The sequence below is a fragment of the Polaromonas vacuolata genome, assembly GCF_012584515.1.
Lineage (GTDB): Bacteria > Pseudomonadota > Gammaproteobacteria > Burkholderiales > Burkholderiaceae_C > Polaromonas > Polaromonas vacuolata.
In genome coordinates this window covers 44,358-62,266 of record NZ_CP051461.1, presented here as the reverse complement: position 1 = coordinate 62,266, position 17,909 = coordinate 44,358, and the positions used below count along the sequence as shown (strand labels likewise).

Here is a 17,909-nt window from a genome sequence, read left to right as displayed (position 1 = left end):
AACACTCTGAAGGTTACGCCGTTTCGCGGTAAAACACACCAGCGGTATTGCCGGGCGCGGTGCTTAAACGGCGTCTTGGCAGCGGTGAGACCGCATCCACAATGGCGGCAATATGCTCGGGCGTCGTGCCGCAGCAGCCGCCCACGATGTTGACCAAGCCTTCGGCAGCGAACTCATGCAGCAAGCGCGAGGTCACGTCAGGCGTCTCGTCAAAACCGGTATCGCTCATGGGGTTGGGCAGACCCGCGTTGGGGTAGCAGCTGATGAAAGTATCACCCGCCACCTTTGCCAGCTCTTGAATGTAAGGGCGCATCAGGGCCGCGCCGAGTGCGCAATTCAAACCAATCGCCAGCGGTCTGGCGTGGCGCACGCTGTTCCAAAATGCGGTGACGGTTTGACCGCTCAAAATGCGGCCCGAGGCATCGGTCACCGTGCCGCTGATGATGAGGGGCAAGCGCTGGCCAGAATTTTCAAAATATTCTTCAATCGCAAACAGCGCGGCTTTGGCGTTGAGGGTGTCGAAAATTGTCTCGACCAGCAACACATCGCTGCCGCCTTGCACCAGCGCTTCGGTCTGCTCGTAATAGGCTTGGCGCAAAATCTCAAAGCTGGTGTTACGCGCGCCGGGATCGTTCACGTCCGGGCTGATGCTGGCGGTTTTGGGTGTTGGACCTAGCGTGCCGGCGACAAAACGCGGCTTGTCCGGTGTGGAATATTTGTCACATGCGGCGCGTGCGATGCGGGCAGATTCCAAGTTCATTTCAATCGCTAAGTCAGCCATGTCGTAGTCGGACTGGGCCACGCTGGTCGCGCCAAAAGTATTCGTCTCAACCAAGTCTGCGCCGCCGGCAAGATAGCTTTCGTGAATATCTTGAATCACGCTTGGCCGTGTCAAACTGAGCAATTCGTTATTGCCTTTGACATCACGCGCAAAATCTTTAAAGCGCTCGCCGCGGTACTGGGCTTCGCTTAAGCGAAAGCGCTGAATCATGGTGCCCATAGCGCCGTCGAGTATGGCGATACGTTTTTCAAGCAGGGCTGGCAGTTGCTGACCGCGGGTATAAATGAGTGGCTTCATAACTTGATTTTAAGCTGGCGTTTAACGCCCGCAAAATTCACGGACAATTCGGCGAGCGCTTAATGCGCCCATGCAAAGCCTAAAAGAGTCACCTTGTCATTACAGACTAATAACACTGCAACGAGGTTTAGCTATAACTTTTGTAGCATCTCTTTTGTCGTGATAAATCTTGGCTTTTAGTTTTTACCCTTTTACAGTTGCACCTATTGCCTTCTTTGCCCCACTCGACAGAAACCATGGATCAACCGACCCCGCTCAACATACTTTCCCAAGTATTCGGTTACGACAGCTTTCGCGGCCCGCAACGTGACATCGTTGAACATGTGATCGCCGGCGGGGATGCGTTAGTACTCATGCCCACAGGCGGTGGCAAATCACTGTGCTATCAGATACCGGCCATAGTGCGGCAAAACGCAGGTCATGGTGTGACGATTGTGGTCTCGCCACTCATCGCGCTGATGCACGACCAAGTTGGCGCATTGCATGAGGCGGGTGTGTCGGCGGCATTTTTAAATTCGACCCAAACGTTTGAAGAAAGCAGCGCACTCGAAAAGCAATTGCTGCGCGCAGAACTGACCCTGCTCTACGCCGCGCCCGAGCGCATCAACACGCCGCGCATGAAGGACTTGCTGCGCTCGCTAAACCAGCGCGGCAAACTCAGTTTGTTTGCGATTGATGAAGCCCATTGCGTGAGCCAGTGGGGCCACGACTTCAGGCCTGAATACCGCTCGCTGAGTTTGCTGCATGAAATGTTTCCCGATGTGCCGCGTATGGCGCTTACTGCGACCGCCGATGCACTCACGCGCCAAGACATGGTTGAGCGTTTAAAACTTGAAACAGCACGTGAATTTGTCAGCAGTTTTGACCGGCCCAACATCCGCTACACCATCGTCGAAAAAACCGATGCCACACGCCAGTTGCTGCGTTTTATAGAAACCGAGCACGCCGCCGAAGCCGGCATTGTTTACTGCCAATCACGCAAACGCGTGGAAGAAGTTGCCGGCATGTTGCAGGCCGCAGGGCTGAAAGCCATGGCTTATCACGCCGGCTTAGACAGTAGCTTGCGGCAACAAAGGCAAGACCAATTTTTACGCGACGACGCCATGATTATGGTCGCCACGATTGCCTTCGGTATGGGCATTGACAAACCCGATGTACGCTTTGTCGCTCACCTGGACATGCCAAAAAATATAGAAGGCTATTACCAAGAAACTGGACGTGCAGGACGTGATGGTTTGAGCGCCGATGCGTGGATGACTTACGGCTTGCAAGACGTGGTTAATCAACGCCGAATGATAGACACCAGCGAGGCCGCCAGTGAAGAATTCAAGCAAGCCATGCGCGGAAAACTCGACGCCTTACTCAGCCTTGCCGAGAGCACGCATTGCCGACGCGCGAGTTTGCTTTCGTATTTTGGTGAGGAGCTTAAAAGCAAATCTGAAAATTCAAAAAACGAGAATAGCAACGATTTAAGTGGGGCTAAAACTACGAGTGCTCAAGCCTTAAATAAATTAGAAATTGAGCCGATAACGGGGGGCAGCGCATTACACGAAGTGAAAAGCGTGGGGGTTAATGAAAGCAGCGACGGGCCGCCCCAAGCAAGTTCCGCCCCCTCGGGGGGCAGCGCATTACACGAAGTGAAAAGCGTGGGGGTTAATGAAAGCAGCGACGGGCCGCCCCGAGCAAGTTCCGCCCCCTCGGGGGGCAGCGCATTACACGAAGTGAAAAGCGTGGGGGTCAACAATTACTTTTGCGGAAACTGCGACAACTGTTTATTTCCGCCCGCGGTTTGGGATGCGACTGAAGCCGCACGCAAAATGCTCAGCTGTATTTACCGCGTTCATCAAGCCAGTGGTATCAGTTTTGGTGCCGGCCATTTAATGGACATACTGCGCGGTAAAACAACTGAAAAAGTCTTGCAATACGGCCATGAACGCTTGAGCACTTTTGGCATTGGCACTGATGTGGGCGAGACCCAGTGGCGCGCCGTATTGCGCCAACTCATTACTAAAGACATGGTGCGGGTAGACACCGAGGCCTTTAACACCTTGCAGTTATTGCCCGAAGCGCGCCAAGTATTAAAAGGCCTGGCGACAGTGCTGCTGCGCGAACAGATAGCCAGTTCGTCAACGCCAGGCAAGCGCACAAAAACAACGGTCAAAACGTCTGCAAAAGGCATTGCAGAAGCGGCGCTCAATGCTGGCGCACTAGAGCGCTTGGCCGGCTTGAAAGAGTGGCGCGCAGAAATTGCACGCGAACATAATCTGCCAGCCTTTGTGATCTTTCATGACTCAACTTTGCGCGCCATTGCAGAACGCTCGCCAGTTAAATTATCTGACCTAGAAGGCATTGCCGGCATTGGTGTGAAAAAGCTTGAGGCTTATGGTGCAGAAGTTTTACGGGTCTGCGCTATGAGCGCCTAAACAGGTTATTTTCGTTCGCGTCATTTGTATTTTTTTAAAGTCGTTAACCGCATAAATAGGCGGCGCTGACAGCGACTAAATCATGACGACTCAATGTCCTCGCTCGATAAACGTGGCGCATGCGATGAATCCGATAATAAAAAATTGCGCGGCGCGCGGTCAGTTAGTAGCAGCGCATCGGTATCGGCCAAGGTTTCGTCTTTCAGCGCAACACCGGTTAACTGGCGCTGGTGCGCCTGCGACAGCAGGTAGTGCAGTTTGTAAGCCGCTTCTTCATAACGCAGACCGGCTGGCCTGACGTTGGAGATGCAGTTGCGACTGGCATCGGTCAGCCCAACCCGCGGCATCCAAGTTAAATACAAACCCATGCTGTCGGGCGAGCTCAAGCCGGGCCGCTCACCAATTAATACGACTACCGATTTAGCGCCTAGCCGCTGCGCGACTTCGTCGCCGATAGCAACCCGCCCTTGCTGCACTATGCACAGTGGAGCGACCGACCAATTCTCAGATGCCAGACGCTTTTGCAGCACAGCAAGAAAAGGCACGGCGTTGTGTGCGATGGCTTGAGCAGAAAGGCCGTCAACCAATACGAAAGCTATGTCGTAGGGACGCGCATCGGATTCGGTTTGAGTTTGCGCTGCTGACCTCAAGTTTTTGACTGCCTGCTGCGAGGCCGCGTCAAGTTGGCGGCCAAGGTCGGGCCGCTGCAGATAGCTGCTGCGGTCGACCGCAGCGCTATGCAAGATTAAACCGGCTGCGCTTTGCACTGGCAGGACGGCGCTAAGCTGCTGCAGCAACAGCGGTGCATCGAGTGCAACTAAAACCGCATCCCGCGCCTGCGCGTGGGCCAGCTGAAAAGCCAGATGCGCTTGCGTCGGCAAACTCACACCGGCGCGCCCCAACGCAATCCGGGCCTCGGTAAATTGGCGCAAAGCTTCCCAAGGGTTGGCAGTGACGGGCGATGGCTTGGTGTTCATGGCGCGCTTTGTGATGGCGAAGATCTTGAAAAAAGAGCAAGTAAAAGACAACGCGTTAATCAAGACAAGCGCAACAGCGCTTGGTTAAAAGCCGGCGCTAAAGCTGGGTTGAGTTGAAACTGCGCGCGCGTGTCGGGCAGAAAAATTTCCATCTGCTGCAGCCAAGCAGCAAACTCTGGCGCAGGCTTTAAACCAAGTACGCGGCGCGCATACAAGGCGTCGTGAAAAGAAGTGGTTTGGTAATTTAGCATGATGTCGTCTGACCCTGGAATTCCCATGAAAAAATTGCAGCCCGCCACGCCCAGCAGCGTTAGCAACACGTCCATATCATTTTGGTCAGCTTCTGCATGGTTGGTATAGCAAACATCACAGCCCATAGGCAGGCCTAGCAGCTTGGCGCAGAAATGGTCTTCTAAACCAGCGCGAATAATTTGCTTACCGTCGAACAAATACTCAGGGCCTATAAAGCCGACCACGCTGTTGACCAATAGCGGTTTAAAACGTCGCGCCACTGCGTAAGCCCGCGCCTCACAGGTTTGCTGATCCACGCCGTGGTGCGCGTTGGCTGATAGCGCACTGCCTTGGCCGGTTTCAAAATACATCAGGTTATCGCCAACCGTGCCGCGCTTGAGTGACAAGGCCGCGCTGCGCGCCTCGTCCAGCAGCGCCAAATTGATGCCAAAGCTGCTGTTAGCGGCCTCGGTACCAGCAATCGACTGAAACACCAAATCAACCGGCGCACCGCGCTCTATGGCTTGCAGCGTATTCGTCACATGGGTGAGCACACAAGACTGGGTAGGAATGGCGTATTGGCGGATGATGTCGTCCAACAAAGTCACCAGTTTGATGACTTGCGGCAGATTGTCCGTGGCAGGGTTGATGCCAATTACCGCATCGCCACTGCCGTAGAGCAAGCCGTCGAGCAAGCTAGCTGCAATGCCGCTGGCGTCGTCAGTTGGATGATTCGGTTGCAGCCGAGTCGCCATGTGGCCAGACAAGCCCAAAGTGTTGCGGAACTGGGTGATTACTTGGCATTTTTTGGCCACCAAAATCAAATCTTGATTGCGCATGAGTTTGCTCACCGCGGCCGCCATTTCGGGCGTGATACCGGGTGCTAGCGCTGACAGCACAGCGCTGTCCACCGCGTCTGTCAGCAGCCAATTGCGAAAGTCGCCCACCGTCAAATGACTCACTGGTGCAAAGGCGGCGGCGTCGTGCGTGTCAATGATTAAGCGGGTGACTTCATCGTCTTCATAGGCAATCAGGGCTTGATTTAAAAAAGTGCGTAGCGGCAAATCGGCCAAGGCCATTTGCGCCGCAGCGCGTTCTTGTGCGCTGCGCGCTGCGACCCCAGACAACAGGTCTCCCGAGCGAGCCGGTGTGGCCTTGGCCATGAGGTCTTTTAAATCCACAAAGCCGTAGCTTTGCGTGCCTGTGGTGTGGCTGTAGGGGTAACTTTTTATGCGCATAGGATCAATTCAAATCTTGCGCCATCTGCGCAATAGCGCGACTGCGATTGTTAGCCGTCATCAAAAAGTAAACATAGCCCAGTGCCATAAAGCCAACAAAAATACCGAAGATTAAGGGGTTGTAATAAATCATCGTAATCATACAAACGCAGGCACCAAATAAGGCGAAAGCGGGAAAGTAAGGGTAGAGCGGGGCGCGGAAAGGGCGCACCATATCAGGCTCGGTACGGCGTAGACGAAACAGGCTGAACATGCTGATGATGTACATCAAAATTGCGCCGAACACAGCCATGGTGACGATGTTTGCTGTCAACGTTTGACCCCCAATTTTGATCAACTCATCGCTGTAGATGGCAACAATACCAACCACGCCGCCGGCCAAAATAGCCCGGTGCGGAGTCTTAAAACGGGGGTGAATTTTGGCGAAATAAGCCGGCAAATAAGCTTCGCGAGCCAAAGCAAAAATCTGCCGCGAGTAGCCCAAAATAATGCCGTGAAACGAAGCCACCAAACCGAACAAGCCCAGCCAGACCAGCATATGCAACCAGCCGCTGCTCTCGCCCACCACCGTCTTCATGGCTTGCGGCAAGGGATCATTGATGTTGGCTAATTTGGTCCAGTCACCGGTGCCGCCGGCAAACACCATCACGCCAATGGCCAGCACCACCAAGGTCAAAATGCCGGTGATGTAGGCAATCGGGATTGAGCGCTTAGGGTCTTTTGCCTCTTCTGCGGCCATGGCAACCCCTTCGATAGCCAAGAAAAACCAGATCGCAAACGGTATCGCCGCAAACATGCCGGGAATAGACGCCAAGCTAAAACTGTCCATGCCCGACCAGCCACCTTTGGTGAAATTACTCATAGAAAAACTTGGCGCTACCACGCCCATAAATACCAATAATTCAAAAATCGCCAGCAAGGTGACGGCCAGCTCAAAAGTAGCGGCGATGCGCACACCCACGATATTGAGAGTCATAAACACCAAGTAGGCACAGACAGCGGCCGTCTTGGGGTCTAGCGTAGAAAACTGAACATTCAGGTAAGCGCCAATCGCCAGCGCAATGGCCGGCGGCGCAAAAACAAATTCAATCAAGGTAGCGGCACCGGCTAAATAGCCGGCAGTCGGGCCGTAAGCGCGCTTGCTGTAGGCGAATGGGCCACCGGCTTGTGGAATAGAAGTGGTCAACTCTGTGAAGCTAAAAATGAAAGTGGTGTACATCGCCGCGACAAAAATCGAGGTGATGGTAAAGCCCAGCGTACCGGCCGAAGCCCAGCCGTAACTCCAACCGAAATACTCACCTGAAATCACCAGTCCAACCGCGATGCCCCACAGCTGCAAGGTGCTGAGCACCGGTTTGAGCACATGCGGGATAGGAACGTTTTCTAAAGGAGTCATACGTGTTTACCGGTTTAAGTGTTGAACGATGGACTCAATGTAATGACTGAACCGAATTGAGCGTTATCAAAATTCGGCAAGCTTTCTGTTTTTCTCGCGTTTTTTGGGCATGCTTTGTGCATAGGGTTTTTATTAGTCCGCTCAGGCCTCGATTCATGCCAAATAACCCGTAATACTAGCCACGTCTTCTACCCATACAGCTGACCGACTTTCACAAATGTCTGACACCTTCAGCACGCCCCAAATTTCAACCGTGCAGGCACATGATGCCGATGAGCATGCCCACAATCTGACGGACTGGGAGCAAAGTTATGACCAAGTCACGCGGGGCGCTTTTCACGGCGTACTGACCGAATTGAAAATGCCGCAGATGCAGATTTTTCGCGAACACACTAGTCAAGCCCTGCGCCAATCCTGTTGTGTTTGGCCGCAGGCATTTTGGTTTGGCATACCGAACCTTGCCAGCACGCAAAGTTTGCCGGTGACGGATAAAGTCCGCATCAATGGCCGTCAAGGTCATAGCGACGCCATCATGGTGCGCCCTGGAAACTGCGAATTTGAACTGCTAACGCCCACTCATTACACGGTCTACGGAATAGTCGTCAAAACCGACAGCTTGCAGGCTGCGGCTGATCGAATGCACTGTGTCATTGACTGGCAAAAGCTGGCCAAGACCGAAGTACTACATGTCTCTGACGCTAGCCGCCATGCCTGTTTGCAGCTATTGGGACAGCTAAGCTCATCAGAAAACAAACCTCTAGATAGCCATACCAGTCAGACCGTAGCCGGTGCAAACGCTGACGAGGAAAGCGTCATATTGACCGTTCTGTCGATGTTAGATAGCGGGGAAGTAGACTGTGCAGTTAGCAACAGCTTTATGCGGCGCAGGCGCATAGTGGCTCAAGCACGCGACTATGTGCTGGAACGCAAAGACCGGCTGACCAGCGTTGTCGAATTATGCGAGTGCCTGCATGTCAGCCGCCGAACCCTGCAATACTGTTTTGAGGATGTGCTGGGCATGAGCCCGATTCAGTACCTGCGCATCATTCGGCTCAACGGTGCGCGCCGAGAATTGCGCGAGCCTGTCAGCAAAGTCCGCAAGGTGAGCGATGTTGCCGCTGACTGGGGCTTCGGGCACTTAAGCCAGTTTGCCAACGATTACCGCAAACTGTTTGGTCAAACACCGTCTGAGTGTTTGCACCAACACCCGCATTGAACGCCAACAAACTCACCAACTAAAAATCTTGCCCGGATTCATGATGTTGTCTGGGTCAAGCGCATGTTTGATGGTGCGCATCATGTCTACCGCGCCGTCGCCAGTCTCAGTCACCAAAAAATCCATCTTGTGTAGACCAATGCCATGCTCGCCGGTACACGTACCTTCTAGTGCCAGTGCGCGGCTCACCAGCTTGTTGTTTAGCGCCTCGGCGACCTCTCGCTCGTGCGGCAAATTGGGGTCAATCAAATAGCCAAAATGAAAGTTGCCGTCGCCCACGTGGCCGACTAAAAAGTAAGGAATGCCGCTGGCATCGACTTCGGCAATTGATTCGAGCAGGCAGTCCGCCAGACGCGAGATCGGCACGCAGGTGTCGGTAGAAATCGCGCGGCAGCCGGGGCGCGACTGAAGTGCGGCGAAGTAGGCGTTGTGGCGCGCCGTCCAGAGTCGGGTGCGCTCTTCTGGTGTGCTAGCCCATTCAAAGGCTTGGCCGCCGTGCTCGTTGGCGAGTTCTTGGACTAGCTCGGCCTGCTCTTTAACGCTGCTCGGTGAGCCGTGAAACTCCATCAGCAGCATCGTTTCTTCGCGCAAGCCTAGCTTGGAATGTGCGTTCACCATACGCACGGTGTTGCCATCAATTAGTTCAACGCGGGCAATCGGCACACCCATTTGAATTAACGCTATGGTGGTGCGCACCGCCGCTTCTATGCTGGGAAAGGAGCAGGTCGCCGCCGAGATCGCCTCGGGCAGCGGATACAAACGCACGGTGACTTCGGTGATCACGCCTAAGGTGCCTTCGCTGCCCACCATCAGGCGGGTCAAGTCGTAGCCGGCAGAAGATTTTTTGGCGCGAGTGCCGGTGCGTATCACCTTGCCTGAGGCCGTCACCACTTCTAACGCCAGTACGTTCTCGCGCATAGTGCCGTAGCGAACTGCGTTGGTGCCGCTGGCGCGAGTCGCGCTCATGCCGCCTAGGGTGGCATCGGCGCCCGGATCAATGGGGAAAAACAGACCCGTGCTTTTAACTGCTTCGTTGAGCTGCTTGCGCGTCACGCCGGGTTGCACTGTCACGGTCAAATCTTCGGCGTTGATAGACAAGACCTGATTCATGCGACTCACATCTACGCTGATGCCGCCTTGCACGGCCAGTAAGTGACCTTCTAGCGAAGTGCCAACGCCAAAAGGAATCACCGGCACGCGGTATTGGGCGGCGAGCTTGACCACATCCGCCACATCTTGTGTGCTTTGCGCAAACACCACGGCAGCAGGTGGTGGCACGGCGTAGGAAGACTCGTCGCGGCCATGCTGCTCGCGCACCACCAAGGCGGTGGAGCAACGCTCGGCAAAGCGGGCTTTGAGCGCGTCTATGAGTTCAACCGGCAGCTCGCGTTGCTTGATCTCGGGCAGCAAATGGGATGGCAGGGGCGCGTTCATGTGTGTCTCCAAATTTTGGGTGTTGCACCTGCCGAATTTGCAGGGCGTGAGTCGACTTGAGCGACCTTGGTGAATCATTATGGGCTAGTCAAGGTCTTAAGGTTTAAGGCCACTCGCCGCTCAGGTAGTCGGCGGGCTCTGCTAAAGTTTCGTGTTCCGCGCCTATAGTGGCTCGGGGTTTATTTTGACAAGGGCCGCCATGAGCAACCGACTGACACAAATCGCCACCCGTACCGGGGACAACGGCAGCACCGGACTGGGCGACAACACCCGGGTCTCCAAAGACAGCTTGCGGGTACACGCCATGGGCGATGTCGACGAACTCAATTCACACATTGGCCTGTTGCTCTGCGAAGAAATGGCAGTCGGTGTGCGCGAGTTGCTAGTTGAAGTTCAGCACCAGTTGTTCAACCTGGGCGGCGAGCTGAGCATTCCCGGTTTTGAGCTGCTCAAACCCGAGGCTGTGGCGCATCTCGACGCGGCGCTAGAGGAGCACAACGCAGTGCTGCCCAGACTGGCCGAATTCATTTTGCCAGCCGGCTCACGCGCAGCCAGCCAAGCCCACGTCTGCCGTACGGTAGCGCGTCGGGCTGAGCGCGCCGTGGTGGCACTGGGTATGGCAGAGGCCTTGAAAGATGCGCCGCGCCAATATTTAAACCGTTTGAGCGACTTGCTATTTGTGCTGTCACGCGTACTAAACCGCATGGATGGCGGCGACGATGTTTATTGGAAAAGCCAGCGGTTGGCGAGTGCTGCTGCTGAGTGATTCCTTGATTTAGCGCGAATCGTTTGCAGCAGCATGTTGAGATCACTCTCAATCAATCACAGACAAAAATTAACGTCTGAGAAAAACTTCAAAATAAGTTAAGGCCAGAACTATTCTTGAATCGGCCGGAAATAGCCTTTGATGCAATCGTGATTTCTGACCGCTATTTGAATGTGATTTTCTGCCTGAAAGCCAGCATTCTCATACAGCGCATTGCCTTCTGGAAAGGCGCTGCGAACCGTATCGTAGGGCGGGTGCATACCGCCCTTTTCTTCAAATTGAAGTCTCAACGTGTGCAGCATTTCAATCACGGCGCGGTCTAGAAAACGCGCACCTAAATTCTCGCCAGTATTCATAGGAACAATTTCTTCGCTGCCGACGTAAGACAGCTGAAGAATGTCGTGGGCATAACGCACTTCGTCTAAAGCTCTGCAGTCCATCAAGTTAAGGCACAAACCCAAATCAATGATTGCGCCCAAAACAAATGGCGTCTTGATGCTGCCCTTGGTCAGATGATGTTTGTGGCTGGCTTTTTCGGCGAACGACCAAGCGCGCAGAGGGTCGTTTTCCCAAAAATAAATACCTCCACCGAGCCAGTCATAGTTGTTTTTACTCGGCTGCAAATGCGTCATCTTGCCTTGCAAGAGTTTTTCACCAATGGCTTTATCGCAGCCGTGAAAAGCCAAAATCAAACCCGGAAGCCTTTGATAAAGAGGATAGGTAGGCGCTGTCATTTTTCACCGTTCAGCCACCAAATTTTTTTGCCGTTTTTCCTGATTGGTTAAAGATTCCAGCCTTTTTGAGAAGCTCAATTCGCTTTTCTGGAGAGCGCTCTAGGCCATCTCGAAACGCAGCCGCAGCAGCAGCAACCTCGGGATCCGTTAGGCTGTAATTGAGCACACGATGACCGCTAGCCATGCGAGCCGTCAAGGCATTTAACTTTCGGTCTTTTGTAGCGGGAAGCATGATTTTTTCTTGGGTTATATAAGGCTAAACCGGTTTAATTTAGGCAATCAGTTTGTGTTTGATAAGGCTAGCACGTCGACATCTAAAGCTATTTAGGCAGGGGACACACCATCAAAAAATATAGTGTGACTGAAAGTTTGCCATAGTTAGATAAAAAATAGGCCGCAAAAATCGTCCGAACGCAAGAATTCTGTATTAGCGAGTCTCGACTTGTTGAGCGGTTTTGTGCCACAACGCATATTGACCTCTCCCAATCACGCAAACTTAGCGCGGCAAAAGCATAGCCATGGTGATGCGTGATACACAAGTCAACTCACCCGCATCATTGCGCAGCTCTATCGCCCAAACCTGCGTGCTGCGGCCAATATGCACCGGCCGTGTGATGCCGCTGACCCAACCGCTGGTCGTGCCCTTGAGGTGATTGGCGTTGATGTCTAACCCCACCGTGCGGTGGCCAAGTGGTGCGGCATAGGCTGCGCCGCAAGAACCCAAGGTCTCGGCCAGCACAACCGAGACGCCGCCATGCAGCAAACCGTAGGGCTGAATCGTGCGGCTGTCGACCGGCACACGGGCGCGAATGAAGTCATCGCCCACTTCCAAGAACTCTATGCCCAGATGGGACACCGCCGTGTTCAGGCTAGACGCAGTCAACAACTCGACTGAAATGGCTTGTTTCCAAATACGCATAGTGGCTTACCTAGTAGAAACACCCATGCTACAGCCCAAATGCTTACAAGATTTGAGCCGGTTGTCGCAAGTGTTTCAGGGGTCATGCGCTTATGCTCGGGAGCTATGACCAAAAACAACAGCCTCAAGCCTTCTCGACTCTGGTTAATTGTTTCTAGCTTTGCGGCTGTCCTCGGTGCGCTGTTGCTGGTGTGGGCAGCGTTAATCGCTTGGTTGCCGTCCAATTTAGTGCTGGCAGAACGCGCTGCCAGAGAGTTGACATCGGCATTGAGCGCACCCGTGAAAGTTGGCAACCTACAGTGGCAACTGTTACCAGTGCCCAAAGTTGTGCTGCAAGAAATAAGCGTTGGTGCTCTAGCATCTTTGCGGATTAACCGGCTCAATTTATACCCCTCGGTGCTCGCCGCGCTGCAAGGCCAGCTTGAATTTAAACGCGTGGAGGTAGAAGGGTCAGTGTTGCCGCAGAAAACGGTGCACAGACTGATCAATCTGAACAAAAAAGTTTATGCCAGCAGCTTAGCGGCCAACTGGTTGAGTGCTGATAAACCACTGACACGGCTTGTATTTTCAGACCTCACCTGGATCCCGCAAGGCGGCCTGGCGATGCATTACGCGGGTCAAGTTGACTTTGACAACAACTGGCGACCGCGCCTAGCCGACATTAGCTGGCCAGAGAGCACGATTAACGGCGAGACCTTGCGCTTAAACCTGACACGCTTGGAGCAACAAGAGCGTTGGAAACTTATGCTGTCGCAAGGCAGTGGCAGCACGCAAGGCGAGATCAGCCTTAAAACTACAGCCAACGTCGCCAAGCCCAATGATCTGCCGTTTCAATTACAAGCCAGTTTGCAAAGCCGCGACATGGACGTCGCCGGTCTGCTCAAAGCCTTTGGTCGACCAGGCATAGTCAGCGGCAAAGCCTCAGGTCCCACCACAATGAGCGCCAGCGGCGCAGACTTGGCTGAGCTGTCCAGTTCACTGCACAGCCACAGCGAGTTAATCATCAACCAAAGTGCGCTGCCGCTGTTTGACATTAGCCAAGCGATACAGAGCAACGGCAAAAACTACGCCGGCAAGACGGCGCTAGACAGCCTGAGCGTATGGTTGGACACGCAAAACACATCGACCGGAACGCAAATTGACTTTAGCCAGATCAAGGCCCGCTCAAACGCGCTCAGTGCGTCTGGTCAGGCAAGTCTCAAAGGTCAGCAAATCGAGGGGCAATTTACTGTTGACCTGATCGACGGCTTAATTGGTGTTCCGCTCGCAATCAGCGGCTCAACAGATCAGATAAAAGTTAGCGTTCCAAAAGCTGCAGTTGCTGGCGCCGTATTGGGTAGTGTGGTGCTGCCCGGCGTGGGCACAGCTCTGGGCGCGCGCGTAGGCGCGGCGCTGGGTCAAGTTTTAGAGGCAACGCCGGCCAAGCCTTGAAACGCTAAAATTATTCCAATAAATTAGCGGGTTTGAGGTCTCAACTGCCATAGCCAAAATCGCCACGCCACACATATTTGAAAAGCCAGATGGCCTATGCGTTATCCTCGCCTATTGCCCTTTAACCATTAATCATGCCTTCAAAGCACATGCACATTCCAACAGGCGATACAGCGACACAGGTAGCTAGCTTGAACAAAATTCTGGAACGAAACACTTTTATTGAAGAAGCTGTAAGCCAGTCCGCGAGCGAAATGCTGCTCATCAACACTGTTCTCAAGCAGGAAATTCCAAAAGTATTTCAAACCGGCGATGTGGGACAGGCGCTGCAGCAAAGCGATGCGCTGGAAGGCAAGTTAACGCAAACCGCACAAAACCTAGCGCAGATCAACCAGACTTTGAGCGAAGAGGTCAAGCACCGCGCCGATCTTGAGCAAGAACTAGCCGCAACCAAAGCCGCGTTAGAACAAGCCCAAAGCAAGTCGTGAGCAAGCTAGCGCAGGCCTGAACTAAAAACTGAAAATTTAAGTTTTACGGTCTAGCAAAGCCCACAACAAAATAGCGCCAAAAGTCGCCGTACCAATACCGCCTAAAGCAAACTGCCCAAAGCGCAGCGTGAAATCAGCCGTACCCAAGACCAGCGTGATGGCGGCTACCAACAGGTTTTTATTCACCGAAAAATCGACCTTGTTGTCGACCCAAATCTTGGCGCCAGCCACTGCAATCAGGCCAAACACCACAATACTTACGCCGCCCATAACCGGCAGAGGAATGGCTTGAATCAAGGCGCCAAACTTGGGACTAAAGCCCAATACGATGGCGATCAAGGCAGCGACAGCAAACACCGCGGTTGAATAAATTTTGGTAGCTGCCATGACACCGATATTTTCAGCATAAGTCGTCACACCAGTGCCGCCTGCAGCGCCAGACACCATGGTGGCAATGCCGTCACCCATGAACGCGCGGCCCATGTATTGGTCTAAATTTTTACCCGTCATGGCGGTCACGGCTTTGATATGGCCTAGGTTTTCGGCGACCAAAATAATCACCACTGGCACTATGAGTAGCATGGCGTTAGCGCTGAACTCAGGCGCACGCAGCGCCGGCAAACCCAGCCATGCGGCATTGGCAATACCGGATAAATCCATCGGTTTGCCAAAACCCAGGCCATTGGTCAACACCGCATAAAGCAAACTAGAGACAATTAAGCCAACCAAAATCAATAACCGTTGCAACATGCCGCGAGTCATCACCGCAACCAAAGCGACGCTGACAAAGGTGAGCACCTGCATCCAAGAATCGAAATTACTCGCGGCCATATTTTTCACTGGAATACTGGCCAAGTTCAGACCAATCACCGCCACTACCGAGCCGGTGACCACTGGCGGCATACGCTTTTCAATCCAGCCCGTGCCAATCAGCTGCACCAATAAACCGACCAAAAAATACACCAGACCGCAGGCAATAATGCCGCCCAGCGCCAAGCCGAGATTCGCGTTTGGCCCTTTTCCAGCGTAAGCAGTCGCAGCAATCACAACGCCAATAAAGGCGAAGCTAGAACCCAAGTAACTAGGCACTTTGCCACCGGTCATGGCGAAAAAAATCAAGGTGCCAATGCCGCTCATGAGAATGGCAATGTTGGGATCAAAGCCCATCAGGATTGGCGCTAAAACGGTGGAGCCAAACATGGCGATCACATGCTGCACACCCATGAGCGTGGTTTGCGGCCAAGGCAGGCGCTCATCCGGCGCAATCACACCGCCTTGCGCCAGCACATCACTGCTTTTTACTCTCCAATCCAACATTCCCATGGCTCACTCCTTGTATTTAAAGTGGGCTAATCCTAAACCCAGAGTGGTGCGCAATGAGTCTAATTGAGAAGTTTTAAGTCAGCGGCCTCGCCAAGCCACTGCTGGTTTGGGTTTAAAACGGTGCCGAGTCGGCGGCGCTTGCGTTGCCAGCCGCGCCAACTGAAGCGCTAACTGGCGTACTGGGCGCAGCGCCTATGACTAATTCGCCGCCCAAGGCTTCTAGTAAATCAGGAATGAGTTTGCGTATCTCACCAGTCGCGATGGCGGCATCGGCGTCAAAGCGGTCGTCCTTGGCGGTGCTGCCGTCGTCTTGAAAAACGCCGTCAACAAAACCAATTTTCTTAAGTACCAAAGCCTCAGTGAGCACAAAAGATACCCGTCCCTGCCAAGTCATTGCCAGCCGCGTAGGCAGCTTGCCAGCCGCAACGTGCTGCTGCACTTCCTCAATATCGAGCGCGTGGTGCGAGTAGCGCACCACGGCCTTAGAGTCATCACCGGCTTTGAGTTCGCACTCACGGTCAACACTGAAATAAGCCGGCGGCTCTTGGCTGGACAACCAACCGGCCATGGCGGTGACGGGCGATAGCGTCGTCTGCAACGGCATCGCGGCCAGCCCCTCCATGGCTTTTGCCAGCAGTGTCAAAACCTCGTCAGCTTTGCTGGCACTGGCTGCGTCTATCACCAGCATGCGCGCTGCAGGATCTATCCACACCAAAATCGAGGACTGCTTGCTAAAGGCCATTGGCAGCAGTTCAAGCTTGGCATCATCTTTGAGATTGCTGACTTCTTTTTTCCCCGGCTTACGGCCGGTAGTCGCTTCTATCTGCGCGACGCGCTCGTCAGTTTTGCGCTTAATCACGGCGGCTGGCACGGCTTTACTTTCCGTCATCAACTTGACTATCCACTGACCGCCCACGGACTCAACCAGTGCGCCGTTGTCTTCACCACGCGGTGAAATCCAACCGACTGAGCGTTCTTGCGTCATACCGCACGCGATAAAAGGAGTGGTGAGCAATTGCGCTTCAAGCTGCTCCACGGACATAGACCAAACCGGTCCTATGCGATACATCATCACGTTTTTAAACACAAAAAGACCTTTGAATATTGATTGAACGGATAGCGGTGGTCCAGTGCGGACAATACGAATTAGAAAGGGTTACTGCCCTTGTCATCTTTACAAACCATCATGTTCACCTTATCGCGACGACACAAAAATGGGCCACACTGATCATCAACCTAAAGCCATTTCTGGCCGCAGGCATTAATTCCCCGAAAGGAAATTGTGCATGTCATTTTCTCACTCTCCCCTCGCCCGCATTAACACCACTCTTAACCGCCTATTTCTAGCCGGTCTGCTGGCCGCAGCAGGCGCTAGCGCCATCGCGCAAACTGCCCCCAACGTTTCAGTAGAGGGCAACAGTCAAGCTGCCATCATGGCTGCTGCTAAGCACAGAGCGGAGCAGGCCAAAGCTGATCAGCCCATGGGCCAAGCCGACAAGCCAGCCATGGGCCACAAAATGGACCACCATGATTCCGCCAAAATGCAAGCGCGTATGGACAGGCACATGCGGGAATTTAAAACCAAACTCATGATCACGCCGGCTCAAGAAGGCGCGTGGACGAATTTCACCGCCGCCATGCAACCACCAGCGCATACAGGGGCTCAGCGCATGTCACACGAGCAGCGCAGAGCACAACGTGCGGAAATGGACAAGCTAACACTGCCCGAGCGCATAGACAAAACCCGGGCTATGCGCACTGAGCGTATGAACGAGCTGAGCGCCCAAATGGACAAGCGCGAACAAGCCGCCAAAACGCTGTACGCAGCCCTGAGCCCAGAGCAGCAAAAAGTCATGGATGCTGAACACCGAAAAATGAGTCGTCATGGCCATAGAGGCATGGACAAGGGCATGAAAAAAGACATGCCCAAAGAAATGAACAATGGCTAAAACCAGCGGTTACCAGTGACTACCAGTGCCGCAAACAACTGGCTAAAAACTAGGGTCTGGTAGCGATTTATGACTGGTGTCTGTCAGGCAATAAGGGTGCAATTGCTAGCCAGAAACTGCCACTGACTGGCGCTAAATGTCGACGCTCACCCGCATTGATTATCAAAAAAGATGATCGCCAGGTTGGAACAAAAAGTCTACAAATCGGTCATGCATTACAAGTAATTCAAAGTCAAAAACAAGCTTGTCCTACACATACCAGCCCCTCACAGGGCTCACAATGGATGGTGGAGAACCCGGGCCTTG

At 53.6% G+C, this 17,909-nt stretch carries 16 protein-coding genes; 6 read left to right on the top strand and 10 right to left on the bottom strand.

Annotated features, from left to right (window positions below; translation table 11 throughout):
• Positions 1 to 13 precede the first annotated feature (13 nt).
• Positions 14 to 1,078 carry a homocysteine S-methyltransferase family protein gene (locus HC248_RS00285; RefSeq protein ID WP_168920735.1) on the bottom strand — a complete coding sequence of 355 codons (1,065 nt, stop codon included), beginning with the start codon at positions 1,076 to 1,078 and terminating at the stop codon, positions 14 to 16.
• Between the two features lie 236 nt (positions 1,079 to 1,314).
• Between HC248_RS00285 and HC248_RS00280 the strand changes: the two genes are divergently transcribed.
• Entirely contained in the window at positions 1,315 to 3,501 is a 2,187-nt protein-coding gene (locus HC248_RS00280; RefSeq protein ID WP_168920734.1) for a RecQ family ATP-dependent DNA helicase, read from the top strand.
• A gap of 80 nt (positions 3,502 to 3,581) precedes the next feature.
• Here HC248_RS00280 and eutC read toward each other — a convergent pair whose 3' ends face one another.
• Genes eutC through eat form a run of 3 tightly spaced genes read right to left on the bottom strand, consistent with a single transcriptional unit; the run spans position 3,582 to position 7,343 of the window.
• Positions 3,582 to 4,478 (bottom strand): ethanolamine ammonia-lyase subunit EutC, encoded by an 897-nt coding sequence (gene eutC, locus HC248_RS00275; RefSeq protein ID WP_168920733.1) that lies wholly within the window; start codon positions 4,476 to 4,478, stop codon positions 3,582 to 3,584.
• A 59-nt stretch (positions 4,479 to 4,537) separates the two neighbouring features.
• Positions 4,538 to 5,947: an ethanolamine ammonia-lyase subunit EutB gene (locus HC248_RS00270; protein WP_420371993.1), complete on the bottom strand. Its 1,410-nt coding sequence runs from the start codon at positions 5,945 to 5,947 to the stop codon at positions 4,538 to 4,540.
• A gap of 4 nt (positions 5,948 to 5,951) precedes the next feature.
• Positions 5,952 to 7,343 carry an ethanolamine permease gene (gene eat, locus HC248_RS00265; protein ID WP_168920732.1) on the bottom strand — a complete coding sequence of 464 codons (1,392 nt, stop codon included), beginning with the start codon at positions 7,341 to 7,343 and terminating at the stop codon, positions 5,952 to 5,954.
• A gap of 217 nt (positions 7,344 to 7,560) precedes the next feature.
• On the opposite strand from eat, the gene HC248_RS00260 reads away from it, so the two are divergent.
• Positions 7,561 to 8,559: a helix-turn-helix domain-containing protein gene (locus HC248_RS00260; protein ID WP_168920731.1), complete on the top strand. Its 999-nt coding sequence runs from the start codon at positions 7,561 to 7,563 to the stop codon at positions 8,557 to 8,559.
• 12 nt (positions 8,560 to 8,571) lie between these two features.
• Here HC248_RS00260 and HC248_RS00255 read toward each other — a convergent pair whose 3' ends face one another.
• Positions 8,572 to 9,993, bottom strand: coding sequence for an FAD-binding oxidoreductase (locus HC248_RS00255; protein WP_168920730.1), 1,422 nt, complete (start codon positions 9,991 to 9,993; stop codon positions 8,572 to 8,574).
• A 199-nt stretch (positions 9,994 to 10,192) separates the two neighbouring features.
• Here HC248_RS00255 and HC248_RS00250 point away from each other — a divergent pair, with 199 nt between their 5' ends.
• Positions 10,193 to 10,759: a cob(I)yrinic acid a,c-diamide adenosyltransferase gene (locus tag HC248_RS00250; RefSeq protein ID WP_168920729.1), complete on the top strand. Its 567-nt coding sequence runs from the start codon at positions 10,193 to 10,195 to the stop codon at positions 10,757 to 10,759.
• A gap of 110 nt (positions 10,760 to 10,869) precedes the next feature.
• Here the strand turns inward: HC248_RS00250 and HC248_RS00245 are convergent, their stop codons facing one another.
• The 3 genes from HC248_RS00245 to HC248_RS00235 form a co-directional block, all read right to left on the bottom strand.
• Positions 10,870 to 11,493, bottom strand: coding sequence for a hypothetical protein (locus HC248_RS00245; RefSeq protein WP_168920728.1), 624 nt, complete (start codon positions 11,491 to 11,493; stop codon positions 10,870 to 10,872).
• Between the two features lie 10 nt (positions 11,494 to 11,503).
• Positions 11,504 to 11,725, bottom strand: coding sequence for a hypothetical protein (locus tag HC248_RS00240; RefSeq protein ID WP_168920727.1), 222 nt, complete (start codon positions 11,723 to 11,725; stop codon positions 11,504 to 11,506).
• A gap of 264 nt (positions 11,726 to 11,989) precedes the next feature.
• Positions 11,990 to 12,412 (bottom strand): hotdog fold thioesterase, encoded by a 423-nt coding sequence (locus tag HC248_RS00235; protein ID WP_168920726.1) that lies wholly within the window; start codon positions 12,410 to 12,412, stop codon positions 11,990 to 11,992.
• 105 nt (positions 12,413 to 12,517) lie between these two features.
• Between HC248_RS00235 and HC248_RS00230 the strand changes: the two genes are divergently transcribed.
• Complete coding sequence (locus HC248_RS00230) at positions 12,518 to 13,843, top strand: hypothetical protein (protein WP_168920725.1); 1,326 nt, start codon at positions 12,518 to 12,520, stop codon at positions 13,841 to 13,843.
• Positions 13,844 to 14,034: 191 nt separating this feature from the next.
• Complete coding sequence (locus HC248_RS00225; protein ID WP_238342673.1) at positions 14,035 to 14,331, top strand: hypothetical protein; 297 nt, start codon at positions 14,035 to 14,037, stop codon at positions 14,329 to 14,331.
• Between the two features lie 36 nt (positions 14,332 to 14,367).
• On the opposite strand, the gene HC248_RS00220 is transcribed toward HC248_RS00225, so the two are convergent.
• Positions 14,368 to 15,654, bottom strand: a complete 1,287-nt coding sequence (locus HC248_RS00220) for a solute carrier family 23 protein (protein ID WP_168920723.1) — start codon at positions 15,652 to 15,654, stop codon at positions 14,368 to 14,370.
• Positions 15,655 to 15,766: 112 nt separating this feature from the next.
• Positions 15,767 to 16,741 (bottom strand): recombination-associated protein RdgC, encoded by a 975-nt coding sequence (locus HC248_RS00215; protein ID WP_168920722.1) that lies wholly within the window; start codon positions 16,739 to 16,741, stop codon positions 15,767 to 15,769.
• A 199-nt stretch (positions 16,742 to 16,940) separates the two neighbouring features.
• On the opposite strand from HC248_RS00215, the gene HC248_RS00210 reads away from it, so the two are divergent.
• Entirely contained in the window at positions 16,941 to 17,603 is a 663-nt protein-coding gene (locus tag HC248_RS00210; RefSeq protein WP_168920721.1) for a Spy/CpxP family protein refolding chaperone, read from the top strand.
• The last annotated feature ends 306 nt before the right edge of the window (positions 17,604 to 17,909 follow it).

Bases quoted from the DNA above. Each gene is read 5' to 3' on its own strand.
- HC248_RS00220 (WP_168920723.1), bottom strand. From the start codon at position 15,654: ATGGGAATGTTGGATTGGAGAGTAAAAAGCAGTGATGTGCTGGCGCAA.
- HC248_RS00255 (WP_168920730.1), bottom strand. From the start codon at position 9,993: ATGAACGCGCCCCTGCCATCCCATTTGCTGCCCGAGATCAAGCAACGC.
- HC248_RS00240 (WP_168920727.1), bottom strand. From the start codon at position 11,725: ATGCTTCCCGCTACAAAAGACCGAAAGTTAAATGCCTTGACGGCTCGC.
- HC248_RS00270 (WP_420371993.1), bottom strand. From the start codon at position 5,947: ATGCGCATAAAAAGTTACCCCTACAGCCACACCACAGGCACGCAAAGC.
- HC248_RS00235 (WP_168920726.1), bottom strand. From the start codon at position 12,412: ATGCGTATTTGGAAACAAGCCATTTCAGTCGAGTTGTTGACTGCGTCT.
- eutC (WP_168920733.1), bottom strand. From the start codon at position 4,478: ATGAACACCAAGCCATCGCCCGTCACTGCCAACCCTTGGGAAGCTTTG.
- HC248_RS00230 (WP_168920725.1), top strand. From the start codon at position 12,518: ATGACCAAAAACAACAGCCTCAAGCCTTCTCGACTCTGGTTAATTGTT.
- HC248_RS00280 (WP_168920734.1), top strand. From the start codon at position 1,315: ATGGATCAACCGACCCCGCTCAACATACTTTCCCAAGTATTCGGTTAC.
- HC248_RS00210 (WP_168920721.1), top strand. From the start codon at position 16,941: ATGTCATTTTCTCACTCTCCCCTCGCCCGCATTAACACCACTCTTAAC.
- HC248_RS00245 (WP_168920728.1), bottom strand. From the start codon at position 11,493: ATGACAGCGCCTACCTATCCTCTTTATCAAAGGCTTCCGGGTTTGATT.
- HC248_RS00285 (WP_168920735.1), bottom strand. From the start codon at position 1,078: ATGAAGCCACTCATTTATACCCGCGGTCAGCAACTGCCAGCCCTGCTT.
- HC248_RS00250 (WP_168920729.1), top strand. From the start codon at position 10,193: ATGAGCAACCGACTGACACAAATCGCCACCCGTACCGGGGACAACGGC.
- eat (WP_168920732.1), bottom strand. From the start codon at position 7,343: ATGACTCCTTTAGAAAACGTTCCTATCCCGCATGTGCTCAAACCGGTG.
- HC248_RS00260 (WP_168920731.1), top strand. From the start codon at position 7,561: ATGTCTGACACCTTCAGCACGCCCCAAATTTCAACCGTGCAGGCACAT.